The sequence below is a fragment of the Rhodococcus sp. R1101 genome (assembly GCF_000278445.1).
GTDB lineage: Bacteria > Actinomycetota > Actinomycetes > Mycobacteriales > Mycobacteriaceae > Rhodococcus > Rhodococcus gordoniae.
This window is the reverse complement of the sequence record NZ_AJVB01000639.1, coordinates 1-1,802: the sequence shown is the minus strand read 5'-3', so window position 1 is coordinate 1,802 and position 1,802 is coordinate 1. Positions and strand designations below refer to the sequence as shown.

Genomic DNA, 1,802 nt, shown 5'->3' with positions numbered 1-1,802 from the left:
GGCGATACCGCCCCCGCGCTCGCAGGCCCGGCGGGCGATGCGTTCACCGAGCGGATGATTCGACAACGAGACCGCGTCGCGCGCCGCGGTGACGAGCAGTTCGGTGTCGGGAGGGCGATCGCTGCCCATGTAGAGCTCCGCGAGGCGGATGCGTTCCGCAGCGGTACTCGTCCCGCGTTGCTGGAGCTCGTCGACGAGCCGCCCGCGGAGCCTGCGGGCCGATGCGGTGCCCATGCGTCCCCGCACGACCTCGCCGAGCAGGGGATGACTGAATCGCACGTCGAGCCGGGAGCCGTCGGGTTCGATGCGGATCAGGTCGCGCATCTCGGCCGCGTCCACGGCGTCCTCGCCGGCGATGCGAAGCAGAATGTCGAGGTCGAGCGGCTCGCACAAGGCGAGCGGTCCGAGAGCGGTACGGACCTCCCGGCCGGCGCGATCGAGGCGCGATTCCAGCAGTTCGGTGAGCCCGGGTGTTGCGGCGGTCTGCCCGCGGAGCTGCCACACCCCGGACACCTGCACCAGATGTCCCGCATCGAGGGCACCTTCGACGAGATGCCGGAGGAACAGCGCATTGCCGCCGGACATCTCCCACATGACGTCGGCGCTCAGTTCCTCGAGTTGCCCGTCGAGGACGGACCGGACGAGACGGATGCTTTCTTCTTTGGTGAACGGACGCAATTCGATGCGCCGCAGGTAGTCGTCCTTCCACAGCGAGGTGACGGCGTCGGGGACGGGTTCGCCGGAGCGGATCGTCGCGATGATCCGCACCGTGTGTTCGATCGCGAGCTGCTGGAGCAAGGTGGCCGAAAGCTGGTCGAGTAGATGCGCGTCGTCGACACCGAGCACGATGTCTCCCTGCCGCAGGAGAGACCGTCGAGCGGATCCGACCAATGCGACGGCGTCGCGGGTCGTGGACGGATCGACGAGCGGGGCGAACGCACCGAGTGGAATGCTGCGTGCCGACTCGGTGCCCGCCACCCACTGCACGGGCGAACCGAGGGAATCGGCGACGAGGTGCGCGAGCGTGGTCTTGCCGACCCCGGCGGCGCCGATCAGGATGGCGCCCTGACCGTCTCCGGTCAGCTGGGATCGGATCGTATCGAATTCGTCGGGACGATCGACCAACTGCCAATTGATGGCCACGGTAACTCAGTATAAGGAGGCCGGGAGCGTAAAAATATGGTTCGAGCAGTGCGAATACAGCTCACTATTCGGGAATATCGGAAATTGTGGTCGGTTCCACGCGGTCGATTCCGTTCTTGCGGTGCCTGAATTCGCTCGACGCGTTGTAGACGCGGAGTTTCAGCCGATTGATCGAGCCCAGCGGACGATGATCTGCGAGACCGGTCCACGAATTGAACGATACGACGTCTTCGGCGTAGGTGCGCAGCGCCGTGCTGCTGGTGCCCTGTCGGGGAATCCGAATTCGGGCCACCGGAACATGCCGTGACTCGCTCGTGGCCCACTGCACGGTGGCATCCTCGATCGGCATCTTCTCGGTGTCGGTGCAGAGCTGGACGCGCACCTCGTAGTCGGCACTGGTGTGCGCGAAGAACTGCTCGACGGACAGGCGATGCGCGTCGTCGCCGGCGCTGCGAGGAATGCGTTGTCCGGTGAGGCTCTTGACCGAATCGGAGAGGGGAGTGATGCAGATTTTGGCGACGTGGTCGCCGTAACGAAGCGCCGCCGCCGAATGATAGGTCTCACCGAGGACGTGATCGTTCGGTCGCGCAAACAATTGCACATCGTTCGGGAGGGTGAGGTGCAGTGGCGTGAAGATCCGCGAAAGCGCCTCGGGCGAG

Annotated in this window: 1 protein-coding gene and 1 pseudogene; both read right to left on the bottom strand. The window is 65.5% G+C overall.

Features of this window, described 5'->3' with window-relative positions:
• Positions 1 to 1,143, bottom strand: a 1,143-nt coding sequence (locus R1101_RS0122650) for an AAA family ATPase (protein WP_016935489.1), incomplete at its 3' end; no start/stop codon positions are given.
• Positions 1,144 to 1,207: 64 nt separating this feature from the next.
• Positions 1,208 to 1,802 (bottom strand): annotated as a pseudogene (locus R1101_RS0122645) (catalase); the annotation flags it as partial.